The following is a 12,919-nucleotide window of genomic DNA, read 5'->3' as shown; positions in this document are numbered from 1 at the left end:
CTCCCGCGACGATCAGCCCCGTGCCGGGCTGGCCTCCAGGGCGGGCTCGGCGTGCAGGATGTTGCGCTTGATGCGCAGCATGACCTCGATGGTCTTCGCCTGCACCAGCACGAACGGGATCATCACCAGGTAGTGCGCCCAGGTGGAATGTTCGATCAGGCCGTTGTGCACCAGGCCGACGTGGACGAAGAACATGCCGAAGACGAAGAACGCCACGCCCGGGCAGATCAGCGAGAAGGTGCCGGCGTTGCCCTTCTCCCCCTTGCTGTAGTGGTTGAAGTAGCCCAGCCGGTTCATCACGGCATAGCCGATCAGGCCGAACAGGACCTGCGCCGAGAGGATCACCGCGCCGAGCATCAGCAGACCGGTGTGGTTGATCGGCTCCTCGAAGCCGTGATGCAGACCGTGCGAGAGCCGGATCCAGGTGATGCCCATCAGCGTCAGGATCGGGATGATCAGCCACAGGCTCGGGCTGGCCGCCTCGTTGATGCCCTTGGCCATCATCGCCTGGAAGCCATGCACCAGCTTGATGATGGCGAGCAGGGCGGCGATGGTCAGGAAGAACAGCGAGGCGAGCATGCCCACCGTGATCATCGCGCGGTTCTCGCTCATGGCCGCCGGTGCGGCGAAGCCCACGGCGATCATCGACAGGGCGAAGATGGCGATCATCGGCGCGAGGCTGTTGTTGGTCGAGAAGTCGACGTTGCCGTTGGTCAGTGTGCGCGCGAAGTAGGTGGTCAGGATCTTGAGCGCGTAGAGTCCCACGGCGGCGAAGCCGGTCAGCGCCATCGGGAACAGGTACTCGACGACCGACCACAGGTTGGGCACGAACAGCGCACCGAGCACGAAGAACGCGTTGATCGTCATTGCCAGCGTCAGCGGGATGGCCATCAACGAGATCTCGGCGTTGCTGTTGCGCAGCTTGTCATAGGCCTCGGTCTGTCGAAACTGCCGGTACTCGCGAATATTCCAGAACAACAGCCGGAAATGCAGGTAAGCGAAGAACAGCACGGCGAGCAGGTCGAGGCCCAGCAGCACCGACTGCCAGGAAACCGGGCCGGAGAGGATCGGCCAGAGGTGGTTGAACGTCGGAATGGGGGTGTCCGGATGGCTGACCAGGAACATGGGGTACATGAAAAACGATACGGCCAGGCCGCCGGCCCCCAGCGCTGCCAGGAAAAACAACGGGTTGTACGACGAGTTGAGGTCGCGTTTCAGCATGGGTCCCTTCACCTTTTCAAAGTTGCTAATGGAAGATAAGCGCTTTATATATCAGTAAACGCTAATCTTCAAGGGCCGACACCACCTCCGCTGTTCCGTCCATGACGAACGGCGGGTTGTCCTGTCGTCATCCGGCCGGCCTACACTGGTATTCGGTTACGATCGCGCGGACCACCGTTCGGTGGTCGCCCACGCAAAGGAGCTGTTAATGGAGCATAAGTTCCCTGAAATCCGGACCATGCAGCAGATGCTCGACGAGGCGAGCGAACTGCCGCCGGCCCCGGCAGCCATCGTCGGAGCGGGGTCGGAGCACGTGCTGCATGCGGCCATTGCGGCGGCCGACGCCGGCCTGATCGAGCCGATGCTTTTCGGGCCAAAGGCGCGCATCGCGCCGTTGCTGGAGGCATTCGGCGCGGATTTTCCCATCGTGGACACGCCAACCCCGGAGGCGACCGCGAAGGAGGCGGTGGCCGCCGTGCTCGACGAGCGGGTGCGGCTTCTGGTCAAGGGCGATATCCACACGGACGTGTTCCTGCGGCCGATCATCCGCCAGTTGCGACGCGGGCCGCGGATCTCGCACGTGTTCGTCGCCGAGCTGGCGACCTATCACAAGCTGCTCTACATCACCGACGCGGTGATCAACATCGAGCCGGACATCCGTGCCAAGGCCGAGATCCTGCAGAACGCCGTCAACCTGACCTGGTGGCTGGGCAACCACCGGACCCGCGTGGCCGCCCTGTCCGCGATCGAGACCGTCAACCCGGCCATTGCCTCCACCCTGGATGCCGCCTGCCTGGCGAAGATGGGCGAGCGCGGCCAGATCGAACATGCGCAGGTCGACGGGCCGCTGGCCTTCGACAACGCCATCTCGGCGGAGTCGGCGCGCCTGAAGGGCATCAACAGCCCGGTCTGCGGGCACGCGGATGTGCTGTTGGTTCCCGATCTCGTCTCAGGCAATATTCTCTACAAGGACCTCGAGTATCTTGCCGGAGCCGACTTCGCCGGCGTGGTGGTCGGGGCCTGCGTGCCGGTGGTACTCACCTCGCGCAGCGATCCCGAGTTCTCGCGCATGGCCTCGCTCGCGCTCGCCCGGGTGGCCGAGCATCGCCAGCAAAGCCTGGACCCGCTGTCACCCGAGGAGGCGGTGGTCGTCGACCCCCCGACCGGCTGACGCCGGACATTTCCCAACGACTTACGGAACCCATTTTCAAGGAAACCAGCCATGCCACTGCACGAGCTTGCCGGACAGCTCCCCCCGCGTGACTATCTCGTCGACGTGCCGAGACTGATCGCCGCCTACTACCAGACGGAGCCCGACGTGGAAGATCCGTCGCAGCGGATCGGTTTCGGCACCTCCGGGCATCGCGGTTCTAGCCTGAACGCATCCTTCAACGAGGCGCACATCGCCGCCGTGACGGCCGCGCTGGTGGAATATCGCCGGGCCGAAGGCATCACCGGTCCGATCCTGATCGGGATCGATACCCATGCGCTGGCCTGGCCGTCGTTCATGACGACCGTCGAGGTGCTGGCGGCTGCCGGCGTGCCGTTTCGCTACCAGGAAGGCTACGGTCCGACGCCGACGCCGGTGGTCTCTCGAGCCATCATCAGCGCCAACCGCGAGACGGCCGGCTCGCCCTGCGACGGCGTTATCCTCACGCCGTCGCACAACCCGCCCTCCGATGGGGGGTTCAAGTACAACCCGCCGCACGGCGGTCCGGCCGACACGGATGCGACCGGCTGGATCGAGCGACGCGCGAATGAACTGATGGGTGACTGGCAATCGATCCGGCGCATGCCCTTCGAGCGGGCGGTCAAGAGCGATGCGGCCGAGGCCGTCGACTTTGTCCGACCCTACGTCGAGGCGCTCGACCAGGTGATCGACATGTCGGCGATCGCCGGTGCCGGCGTGTCCATCGGCGTCGATCCGATGGGCGGTGCCGGGCTGCCGTACTGGGAGCCGATCGCCGAGCGCTACGGCCTGGATCTGACCGTGGTCAACGATCGGATCGAGCCGGATTTTCGCTTCATCACGCTCGATCACGACGGCAAGATCCGCATGGACTGCTCCTCGCCGCACGCGATGGCCGGCCTGCTCGAGATCAAGGATCGTTTCGACGTGGCCTTCGGCAACGACACCGATGCCGACCGGCACGGGATCGTCAGTCCCGAAGGCGGCCTGGTCAATCCGAACCACTACCTGTCGGTCGCGATCGATTACCTGTTCGACCAGCGCAAGACCTGGGGGGCGGATCTCAAGGTAGGGAAGACCATCGTTTCCAGTTCGATGATCGACCGCGTCGCGGGCGGTCTGGGGCGCGAGGTCTTCGAGACGCCGGTGGGGATCAAGTGGTTCCAGCCGGGGCTGACCGACGGCTGGTTGGGCTTCGGTGGCGAGGAGTCTGCCGGGGCGACCTTCCTTGCGCGAGACGGGCAGGTCTGGAACACCGACAAGGATGGCATCACCATGGGGCTGCTCGCCGCCGAGATCCTGGCCGTGACCGGCGAGGATGTCTGGGCCCGCTTCAACCGCCTGATCGACCGCTACGGCCAGCCCTTCTACACGCGCCGCGACGCGGCAATGAGCGCGGAGCAGAAGTCGCGTTTCAAGGGGCTGGACGCCGACTCGCTGTCGATCGACCGGCTGGCGGGGGAGGCGGTGACCGGCATCCGCACGCGCGCCCCGGGCAACGATGCGCCGATCGGTGGTCTGAAGGTCGAGACAGCCAACGGCTGGTTCGCCGCGCGCCCCTCGGGCACCGAGCCGATCTACAAGATCTACGCCGAGAGCTTTCATGACGGCGCCCACCTCGAGGAGATCCTGTCGGAGGCCCAGGCAGTCGTCGACAGGGCGCTGGGTGACTGAGCCGTCGGGGACGGCAGGGCATGGACTCCGGCGGTTCAACCCGCTATCATGCCGCCTCTCACGCGCCCGTAGCTCAGCTGGATAGAGTGTCGGCCTCCGAAGCCGAAGGTCACAGGTTCGAATCCTGTCGGGCGCACCAGACAGTCGCGTGACGCGCGCATTGAGAACGCCCCCGTGAGCCTCGGCTCCGGGGGCGTTCTCGTTGTGTGCCGGAACCCACGCCCTGGATCGGGAGAGGCGGCGGCCGGAGACACGAGATTTTCTATGCGATCTGCCGGGTCTGCTGGAGATAGTCGGTCAGGTCGGCCATCGGCATTGGCCTGGCGAAGAAGTAGCCCTGCAGGATGTCGCAGCCGTAGCCGGTGAGGATGGCGCGCTGCGCGTCGGTCTCGATGCCCTCGGCCACCACCGTCAGGCCGAGATGGTGAGCCATGGAGATGATGCCCTGGACGATCGCGGCATCGTCGCTGCTGGTCTCCACGTTCTGCACGAAGCTGCGATCGATCTTGATCGTGTCGATGGGCAGGTTCTTGAGATAGCTCAGGCTGGAGAAGCCGGTGCCGAAATCGTCGATGGACACGCTGATGGCGCTTTCGCGCAGCGCCTTCAGCACCTCGATAGCCGAGGCGGTGTCGTTCATCAGGATGCCCTCGGTCAGTTCCAGTTCCAGCCGCTCGGCCGGGAGCCCGGTACGGGCGAGGGTGCGGCGGATCGTGTCGAGGAAGTTGGGCCGGTTGAACTGGATCGGCGAGAGATTGATGGCCATGCGGGCATTCGTGAGCCCGAGGTCGCAGAGGTTTTCCATGTCGCGGCAGGCCCGGTCGAGCACCCATTCGCTCAGGGGGATGATCTGCCCGGTCTCCTCGGCCAGCGGGACGAACGTCGCCGGCGAGACATGGCCGTGTTTCGGGTGATTCCAGCGCAGCAGCGCCTCCAGCCCCGCGATGCGCTGGTCGTCGCTGTGGACCAGCGGCTGGTAGTGGACCTCGAAATCCTCGTGTTCGATGGCCTCCTGCAGGTCGTTGCGCAGTCCGACGCGCTGTAGCACCTGGGTGTTGATCTCGCCGGTGAACAACTGGCAGGTGTTGTGCCCCTGCTGCTTGGCGCGGTACATGGCCATGTCGGCCTGCTGGATCAGGATCGGCGGATTGTCCGTGTCCGGCTCGCTCACGGCGATGCCGATGCTGGCGCTCAGGTAGAGTTCGTGGTCGTCGAGCCGATAGGGAAGGGCCACCGTCGGCAGCAGGCGCTCGGCCACTTCGAAGGCATCCGCTTCGCTGTGGATGTCGGCCAGCAGGGCGACGAACTCGTCGCCCCCGAAGCGGGCCAGCGTGTCCTCCTCCCGCATCTGGTCGGACAGTCGCTTGGCCACCTCCATCAGGATGCGATCGCCGACGGCGTGCCCGAGGCTGTCGTTGATCGGCTTGAACTCGTCGAGGTCGATGAACAGCACTGCCACGCGGGTACCCCGTCGCCGGGCGACCTTGACCATGTATGCGAGGCGATCCTCGAACAGGGCCCGGTTGGCCAGTCCCGTCAGGGCGTCATGCGTGGCGTTGTAGGCCAGCTGTTTCTCGTAGGACTTCTGCTCACTGACGTCGTTCTGGAGGCCGACGTAATGCGTGACATTCCCCGCGTCGTCGTCCACCGGGGCGATGTGCAGTTCGTTCCAGAACAGGCTGCCGTCCTTGCGCCGGTTGCGCAGCAGCACGTGCACCGGCCGGCGCTCGGCGATGCCGCGACGGATCTCGTCCACGCTCTCCGGGTCGGTCTTCTCGTCCTGTAGAAAACGGCAGTTTCGTCCGACGACTTCCTCGGGCGTGTAGCCGGTGATCCGTGAAAAGGCCGCGTTGCTGTAGATGATGGGCAGATCCGGTTGGCGGGCGTCGACGATCACCACGCCGTGCATGCTGGCCTCGACGCTACGCTCGAGTATCCGCAGGCGCTTCTCCTGTCGCTTGCGGATCGTGATGTCCTTGGCGATGGCATAGATCCCGGCGATGCTGCCGTCGATGACGATCGGCAGATAGGTGACATCCAGTTCGTGCCGGCTGCCGTCGGCGTGCGTGATCGCAATCTCGGTGCGCTGGCTCCGCCCCCGGCCTGCCCGGTGCACGGCCTCGGCGACCGGCTGTCGGTCGTCCGGGTCGACCAGGCCGACGAACTTCCTGCCGGTCAGCTCTTCCGGTGACAGGGCGAGAATGGTCTGGGTGGCGTGGTTGTAGCTGTTGAGGCACCCTTCCCGGTCGAGCGAGAACACCGCGTCGGGGTTGTAACGGAACAGCGAGCGGAATCGCTGCTCGTTCTCTTCCAGTGACTCCCGGTCGCGATGCCGTTCGATCGCGAGGGAAACGAGGTCGGCGATTCGGGCGATCTGGCGGCCGTGGGATGCCTGGGGCAGGCCGGGTGTCTCCCGATAGGTGGCGAAGGCGCCGAGCACGTCGTTGTCGGAGGAAAGCAGGGGATAGGCCCAGCACGACCGCAGGCCGTTTTTCAGCGCCACGTCTCTGAGGTGGTCCCGGCACGGATCGGTGGCGATGTCCTCGGTGAACACCGGTTCGCCCCGGTAGGCCGCTGTGCTGCAGGCGCAACGATCCGGCTCGATGGCCACGGATCGGATCGCCTCGCGGAAGGAGTCCGGTAGTTTCGGCCCCGAGGCGAGTGCGAGCTTCCGGCGCTCCCGGTCGCTGAGCAGGATCGCGCATCGATACTCAGGTCCCTGTTCCTCCACCAGGTGACAGACCCGGTCGAGAATGTCGTCGAGCGAGTTCCCGTGCAGGATCATCGACTGGATGCCTTGCTGGGCCTCCAGTTCGGTGCGGATCTTCATCAGTCGTCGTGCCTGGCGGAGCCGGCTGCGAGCGATGGCGAGCAGCAGCACAACCAGAGCCGTCGCGACCAGTCCGATCAGCGCAACCGCCGAGGGCAGGAGACCGGCCAGCCGGGATTCCTGACCACTCTCCAGGTAGGCGATGGCATCCAGGGTCGGGCCATGGGGGAGGGCCATTTCGCGCTCGGCCAACACGGCAAGATGCTCGTGGTTACCCGGGTCGCTGTAGAGATCGAGTCCGGCACCTCCGTCGACCAGCAGGTGGACGGACAGTATCTGCGTGGTGAGCCGGATAGCCTCCTCCAGCAGGCGACCGAGGTCCAGCGTCGCTAACAGCTGCTCGGTCGAGTCCTGTTCCTCTGAAAGCGGCAATTTCACCATCATGGTGACATCGCGCGGTTCGGGTGTTTCTGGAAGCAGGTAAATCCCGGGCTCCGTGGTGCGGGTCGTCAGCCATTCACGCACCGGTTCCCGGGCAAGTGCCCGGGCGCGCAACTCCGCCGCCCGGGAGGTGCGATCGACCTCGTGCAGCGGTTCCAGTTCGTGATCGATGACGGCCAGCCCCTGCAGGTCCGGCAGGTCCCGCAGGTAGCTCTGGGCATCACGGTGCCTGGCTTCTTCCGCGCCGGGCCACCCGTCGGCGAGGGACCAGCGTTCGGCCTGTCGTCTCAGGGTGTCGACCCGGTCGGTAATGGTCCAGTGCGTGATTGCCTCGATCTGGTCGAGCTGTGATCCGCCCATCTGCTGGAGATCCCGGTCATGGCGCAGCGAGAGCTGGTGCCAGGCCAGTGCGCTGAGGAGCGAGCCGATCACGGCGGCGATGATGGCCCCTTTCCCGAGCTGGCGCAGGTCGCCATCGTCCTGGCGGGCTCCGAGGATCAGGGCGCCGCCGAACAGGATGGTGAAAAGGATGCCTGTCCAGGCCGTGCTGGGCTGGAATTGCAGCCACGGTGCCTGGCCAAGTGCGACCCACATGGCCGAGAAGACACCCAGGATCACCATCACCCAGCCGACCCATTGCCAAGGCCGGCGTGCGCGCCGGGATCCTCCCGGGATGAGCAGACAGATGGCGACGGCCAGCAGCAGGAGGGTTACGTCGCAGGGCAGGCCTTCGGCGCTTGTCAGCAGCGTGGAGACATTCGGCACCTCCACCCCGGTGAGGTTCCGCCAGAGGGTGTGGGCCGCCAGGACCAGCAGCAGCCCGCCGCTGAGATACTGCAGGATGCGCCAGCGTTGCAGGTGGGCGGCCAGCCCCAAGCCGGCGAGCATCGCGACCGCCGCGTTTGCCGGACGGAGGGGAAGCCCCAGCGGCCCTGGCTGGTCGAGGACCAGCGGGGCGAGCAGCCCCAGGGCGCCGAAGATGGTGCAGGCCGCGATCACCATCAGCAGATAGGTTCTCGCCGTGAAGGGCGTGGTAGGCGGCATCATGGACTGGGTTCCCGGCCCCTGGTCGGTATTGTCGAGTGTCTGGCCACGCTAACTACGGAGGGCAATGTCGGCCAATCAAAGTTTTCTGCCGGCATATCAAAGTCCATCGGCTCGTCGGGCTGCTTGCCCGACTAGAACCAGCGGTGGGTGTGCGACAGGTATTGTCGGTAACCTTCGCCGAACAGCCGGCTGAGGGCCTGCTCCTCGGCCCGGATCTGGAACCGGTCGATAAACAGCAGGAACAGTGCCACGACCGCGATGCCCAGCCAATTGCCGAACCAGAACACCATGCCGAGGAGAATCAGGCTGTCGCCCAGATAGATCGGGTTGCGGGAAAAGCGGAAAATGCCGCTGGTCACCAGGTGCTTTGCATGGTCGGGCCAGATCGGGTTGATCGTGGTGTGCGCGCGCTGCAGCGCCCAGGCCGCCGCGAGCATCAGCCCCAGCCCGGCGACGAACAGCAGACCGGCGAGCCACGCCTGTCCAGGCAGATTGAAGTTCGTCGCCGGCAGCTTGACCGACAGGGCATAGATCAGCGCGATGCCGATCAGTAGTGCCACGGGCGGCGGGACGAGCATGTTGATTCTGATCTTCATTTGGCGTCAGGCCAGGGCTGGCGGGCATGAATGGCGCTCATGGGCGTCGAGTGTAGCGCAGGGAAGCGGTCGGCGACGACGGGCCGGTTTGCCAGTCATCGATCGAGTATCGATACCTTCGGTTTCTTGGCCTAAGGTCTAGGGACTTGCGAGCGAATGCGAACGTCACCGGTTTCGGTCGATCGGAGGCTGTCCGGTTCGAGCCACGTGCGGCCGTCGGTCTGATTCGCTATTACGGCTGTCCGGGTGAGAGCGACTCGGGTGGCCATACATCCATACTGGAGGGGCTGTGGAATGCTGTCGAGGATCAAGAGCCGTTCGGTGCTGCTTACCGGGGAGGATGCCCAGCAGAAGCGAGAGCATGTGCGTGACTATTTTCATCGCACCATGGATGTCTACGAAAAGCTGTTCGAGGTGATCACGGACGACCAGGCCTTCTTCGAGCGTCCCGAACCCCTGCGCCATCCGCTGATCTTCTACTTCGGCCATACCGCGACCTTCTACATCAACAAGCTGGTCACGGCGAAGGCGACCACCCGCATCGATCCCACGCTCGAGGGCATGTTCGCCATCGGGGTCGACGAGATGAGCTGGGACGATCTCAACGACGCGCACTACGACTGGCCGTCCGTCGACCGCGTGCGCGAGTACCGCCGCGCCGTACGCGAACGGGTGGACAGCATCATCTCCGAACTGGACTGGACCCCGCCGGTGCGCTGGGATGACCATCCCGCCTGGGCGGTGTTCATGGGCATCGAGCACGAGCGCATCCACCTGGAGACCTCCTCGGTGCTCATCCGGCAGCTCGAGACCCGCTGGGTGCGACCGCACGACGACTGGCCGGTGTGCGACATCGCCGCGGCGAAACCGGAAGCCGCACCGGCCAACGATCTGGTCGACGTCCCGGGCGGCACGGTAGTGCAGGGCAAGCGGCATGACGCGCCCCTGTACGGCTGGGACAACGAGTACGGTCGGCTGGAAACGACCGTGAAGCCCTTCAAGGCGAGTCGCATGCAGGTCTCGAACGCGGAATTCCTCGCCTTCGTCGAGGCCGGTGGCTACGAGACGCCGGCCTGGTGGACGGAGGAAGGGCGTCGCTGGCTCGACTACCGTGGCGCGAAGCACCCGGTCTTCTGGGTGCCGCGCGGCGATGGCTGGGGCTATCGGGCCATGACCCACGAGATCGACATGCCGTGGGACTGGCCGGTGGACGTCAACTACCTCGAGGCCAAGGCCTTCTGCAACTGGCTCTCGGAGGAGACGGGACGAAGCATCCGCCTGCCCACCGAGCCCGAATACGAGCGCCTGCGAGAGGTTTCCGGCGTGCCGGACGAGCCGGAGTGGGGCGAGCGGGCGCCAGGCAACATCAACCTCGAGTACTGGGCCTCGGCCTGCCCGGTCAATCGCTTCGTCCACGGCGAGCACTTCGACGTGATCGGCAACGTCTGGCAATGGACCGAGACGCCCATCGACGCCTTCGAGGGCTTCGAGCCGCACCCGATCTACGACGACTTCTCCGTGCCGACCTTCGACAACCGGCACAACCTGATCAAGGGCGGCTCCTGGATCTCCACAGGCAACGAGGCCACGCGCCATGCCCGCTACGCCTTCCGCCGGCACTTCTTCCAGCACGCCGGGTTCCGCTACGTCGAGGGCGACCCGGTGCGCCCACCGGCCAGCAAGGATGACGGCTACTACGAGACCGACGCACTGCTCGCCCAGTACTGCGACTTCCACTACGGCCGCTCGTACTTCGGGGTGGCCAACTTCCCGCGGGCGCTGGCCGAGTACGCCCTGCGCCAGATGGAGGGGCGAAACCACGGTGCGGCACTGGACATCGGTTGCGCCACCGGCCGGGCGACGTTCGAACTCGCCCCGCATTTCGACTCGGTCACCGGGCTGGATTTCTCGGCGCGCTTCATCCAGATCGCCCAGGCCATGCTCGACGAGGGTCAGATCGCCTACGCGCTGCCGACCGAGGGTGACCTGACCGAGGATCGCGCCGCGTCGTTGTCCTCGCTCGGGGTCGAATCGCGGGACAACATCGAGTTCTGGCAGCAGGACGCCTGCAACATGAAGCCGCACTTCACCGGCTACGACCTGGTGCTGGCAGGCAATCTCATCGACCGGCTCTACGACCCGGGCAAGTTCCTCGACGACATCGCCGGGCGCATCAACCCGGGTGGCCTGCTGGTGCTGGCCTCGCCGTATACCTGGCAGGAGGAGTCCACGCCGCGCGAGCGCTGGCTGGGCGGCTTCGAGGAGGACGGCCGACCGGTGACCACGCTCGACACGCTCATCAAGCGCCTCGACCGGAACTTCGAGTTGGTGGGCGAGCCGGCGGACATCCCGTTCGTCATTCGCGAGACGGCACGCAAGTACCAGCACACCGTCAGCCAGGTGACCGTCTGGGCACGGCGATGACGGCCACGGACTTCAACCGTCTGGCCCAGTACCCGGGCTCGGGCTGCGAGAAGTACGATCGCCGCGCCGAGATCTTTGGCCGCGAGGATGTCCTGCCGCTGTGGGTGGCGGACATGGATTTCCCGGCACCGGATTTCATAACCGAGGCACTGGCCGAACGACTGGCCGACGGGGCCTTCGGCTATGCCAAGCCCGGCGCGGAGCATTTCCGAGCCATCGCCGACTGGATGTGCCATCAGCATGGCTGGCACGTCTGCCCAGAGCAGATCGTGCCGGTGCCGGGGGTCGTTCCGGCGATGGCCATGGCGATCCGCGCCTTCACCTCGGCCGAGGCTCGGGTGATCATCCAGCCGCCGGTGTACTTTCCCTTCTTCCAGGTGGTGCGTGATCAGGGTCGGGTGCTGCGGGAGAACGCGCTGGTCGAGCGGGACGGGCGCTACGAGATGGACTTCGAGGAACTCGAGGCACTGGCGCAGGACGCCGAGATGCTGCTGCTCTGCAATCCGCACAATCCCGGCGGGCGGGCCTGGTCGATCGAGGAACTCGAGCAGGTGGCCTCGATCTGCGCCCGCCATGACGTGATGGTTATCAGTGACGAGATCCACATGGATCTGACCTATCCCGGCGTGGCCCACACGCCTTTCGCCCACGCCGCCGGCCATGCCGGCGTGCGCTGGATGACCGTCTCCGCTCCCGGCAAGACCTTCAACACCGCCGGCATCGGCGGGGGATTTGCCGTGATCCCGCCTCCGACGGACCGCCTGACGTTTGACCGTGAGCGGCGCGGCATGCACCTGGGGGAGGGGTCGGTATTCGGCCTGGTCGCGATGAAGGCCGCCTACACCCTGGGAAAGGAGTGGCCGGAGGAACTGATGGCGCAGATTGCGCTCAATCGCGACCGGGTGATCGCATCGGTGGCCGATCTGCCGATCGAGCCGATGATGCCGGAGGCTACCTACCTCCTGTGGCTCGACTGCCGCGCCATGGGGCTGTCCGACGCGGAGGCCGATCCCGGAGACGTCGCACTGCAGCGCTTCTTTATCGACGAGGCCGGTCTCGGTCTGAGCCAGGGAATCATCTTCGGGGAGCCGGGGAGGGGATTCATGCGCATTAACCTCGCCACCCCGACGAAGCTCATCGATCAGGCGATGCAGCAACTGCGTCGGGCGTTCGGCCGGGACTGACCGTCACGAGCCGCCGGTATGCCCCAGGGCGGTTCAGGGGTGTCGGCGACGGTCCCGGTAGATTCGACTGTCGGCCACGACCAGTTCGCAATGCATCTGCCCGCGCGGGAAGCTTTCGGCTCGGATGCACTGCACCCGCTCGCCGGGCGCGGCCGTGGCCCGGGCATGCTCCAGCTCCGCGGCGCGTGCTGTCGCCTCGGCTTCCCGTGCCTCCGCCTGCGCGCGATCGAGTTCGGCCTGCTGGATCCTGGCCTCGGTCTGTTCGGCCGATGTCGTCCGGTTCCACTGCTCCTCGGGGTGCCCAGCGGGTATCTCGGGCCGCAAGCGGCCAGCAACACGGTGGCGGCGATCAGGCCGATCAGGAAGAGCCGGT

At 65.7% G+C, this 12,919-nt stretch carries 8 protein-coding genes and 1 tRNA gene; 5 read left to right on the top strand and 4 right to left on the bottom strand.

The window, feature by feature from the left end; all coding sequences use genetic code 11:
• Nucleotides 1-12: 12 nt before the first annotated feature.
• The gene (locus ACESL5_RS00705; protein ID WP_372590857.1) at nucleotides 13-1,221 is read right to left on the bottom strand and encodes a TsoY family (seleno)protein; all 1,209 of its coding nucleotides are present in this window, start codon (nucleotides 1,219-1,221) and stop codon (nucleotides 13-15) included.
• Nucleotides 1,222-1,429: 208 nt separating this feature from the next.
• Between ACESL5_RS00705 and ACESL5_RS00700 the strand changes: the two genes are divergently transcribed.
• The 3 genes from ACESL5_RS00700 to ACESL5_RS00690 all read left to right on the top strand — a co-directional run bounded on the left by ACESL5_RS00700 (nucleotide 1,430) and on the right by ACESL5_RS00690 (nucleotide 4,223).
• On the top strand, nucleotides 1,430-2,392 hold the full coding sequence (locus tag ACESL5_RS00700) for a bifunctional enoyl-CoA hydratase/phosphate acetyltransferase (protein ID WP_372590856.1): 963 nt from the start codon (nucleotides 1,430-1,432) through the stop codon (nucleotides 2,390-2,392).
• 51 nt (nucleotides 2,393-2,443) lie between these two features.
• Nucleotides 2,444-4,084, top strand: a complete 1,641-nt coding sequence (gene pgm, locus ACESL5_RS00695) for a phosphoglucomutase (alpha-D-glucose-1,6-bisphosphate-dependent) (RefSeq protein ID WP_372590855.1) — start codon at nucleotides 2,444-2,446, stop codon at nucleotides 4,082-4,084.
• A 62-nt stretch (nucleotides 4,085-4,146) separates the two neighbouring features.
• A tRNA-Arg gene (locus ACESL5_RS00690) sits at nucleotides 4,147-4,223 on the top strand.
• Nucleotides 4,224-4,346: 123 nt separating this feature from the next.
• Here ACESL5_RS00690 and ACESL5_RS00685 read toward each other — a convergent pair.
• Nucleotides 4,347-8,342, bottom strand: coding sequence for an EAL domain-containing protein (locus ACESL5_RS00685; RefSeq protein ID WP_372590854.1), 3,996 nt, complete (start codon nucleotides 8,340-8,342; stop codon nucleotides 4,347-4,349).
• A gap of 131 nt (nucleotides 8,343-8,473) precedes the next feature.
• On the bottom strand, nucleotides 8,474-8,938 hold the full coding sequence (locus ACESL5_RS00680; protein WP_372590853.1) for a methyltransferase family protein: 465 nt from the start codon (nucleotides 8,936-8,938) through the stop codon (nucleotides 8,474-8,476).
• A gap of 294 nt (nucleotides 8,939-9,232) precedes the next feature.
• Here ACESL5_RS00680 and ovoA point away from each other — a divergent pair, with 294 nt between their 5' ends.
• Nucleotides 9,233-11,362 (top strand): 5-histidylcysteine sulfoxide synthase, encoded by a 2,130-nt coding sequence (ovoA, locus tag ACESL5_RS00675; protein ID WP_372590852.1) that lies wholly within the window; start codon nucleotides 9,233-9,235, stop codon nucleotides 11,360-11,362.
• Nucleotides 11,359-12,546, top strand: a complete 1,188-nt coding sequence (locus ACESL5_RS00670) for a MalY/PatB family protein (RefSeq protein WP_372590851.1) — start codon at nucleotides 11,359-11,361, stop codon at nucleotides 12,544-12,546. The genes ovoA and ACESL5_RS00670 overlap by 4 nt, the downstream gene beginning before the upstream one ends.
• Nucleotides 12,547-12,579: 33 nt before the next feature.
• On the opposite strand, the gene ACESL5_RS00665 is transcribed toward ACESL5_RS00670, so the two are convergent.
• Complete coding sequence (locus ACESL5_RS00665) at nucleotides 12,580-12,870, bottom strand: hypothetical protein (RefSeq protein ID WP_372590850.1); 291 nt, start codon at nucleotides 12,868-12,870, stop codon at nucleotides 12,580-12,582.
• Nucleotides 12,871-12,919 lie beyond the last annotated feature (49 nt).

This window comes from Guyparkeria sp. (genome assembly GCF_041687595.1).
Taxonomy (GTDB): Bacteria; Pseudomonadota; Gammaproteobacteria; order Halothiobacillales; family Halothiobacillaceae; genus Guyparkeria.
The sequence above is the reverse complement of the archived record's forward strand: the minus strand, read 5'-3'. Positions and strand labels throughout refer to the sequence as shown.

Excerpts from the sequence above, each read along its gene's own strand:
- ACESL5_RS00705 (WP_372590857.1), bottom strand. The coding sequence starts at position 1,221 with ATGCTGAAACGCGACCTCAACTCGTCGTACAACCCGTTGTTTTTCCTG.
- ovoA (WP_372590852.1), top strand. The coding sequence starts at position 9,233 with ATGCTGTCGAGGATCAAGAGCCGTTCGGTGCTGCTTACCGGGGAGGAT.
- ACESL5_RS00685 (WP_372590854.1), bottom strand. The coding sequence starts at position 8,342 with ATGATGCCGCCTACCACGCCCTTCACGGCGAGAACCTATCTGCTGATG.
- pgm (WP_372590855.1), top strand. The coding sequence starts at position 2,444 with ATGCCACTGCACGAGCTTGCCGGACAGCTCCCCCCGCGTGACTATCTC.
- ACESL5_RS00700 (WP_372590856.1), top strand. The coding sequence starts at position 1,430 with ATGGAGCATAAGTTCCCTGAAATCCGGACCATGCAGCAGATGCTCGAC.
- ACESL5_RS00680 (WP_372590853.1), bottom strand. The coding sequence starts at position 8,938 with ATGAAGATCAGAATCAACATGCTCGTCCCGCCGCCCGTGGCACTACTG.
- ACESL5_RS00670 (WP_372590851.1), top strand. The coding sequence starts at position 11,359 with ATGACGGCCACGGACTTCAACCGTCTGGCCCAGTACCCGGGCTCGGGC.